The following is a 218-nucleotide window of genomic DNA, read 5'->3' as shown; positions in this document are numbered from 1 at the left end:
CATAGTACCATCGGCCGCTTAAGTCTTAACCATCGTGTTCGGGATGGGTACGGGTGTTTCCCCTAAGCGCATCGGCACCAGAATCTTTTCGTCTTTGAAACACAAGACTCAACAGTATCTAAAACCCTTACTTCTTCTTCCTTAGAAAGGAGGTGATCCAGCCGCACCTTCCGATACGGCTACCTTGTTACGACTTCACCCCAGTTATCAGTCCCGCC

At 49.5% G+C, this 218-nt stretch carries 2 rRNA genes; both read right to left on the bottom strand.

The features are described from left to right. Positions 1 to 82, bottom strand: a 5S ribosomal RNA gene (rrf, locus tag NE473_RS33410); the annotation flags it as partial. 63 nt (positions 83 to 145) lie between these two features. After that, a 16S ribosomal RNA gene (locus NE473_RS32500) occupies positions 146 to 218 on the bottom strand; the annotation flags it as partial.

It is taken from the genome of Hungatella sp. SL.1.14 (genome assembly GCF_024460495.1).
In the GTDB taxonomy this organism is placed as follows: Bacteria; Bacillota; Clostridia; order Lachnospirales; family Lachnospiraceae; genus Hungatella; species Hungatella hathewayi.
This window is presented reverse-complemented; position numbering and strand designations above follow the sequence as displayed.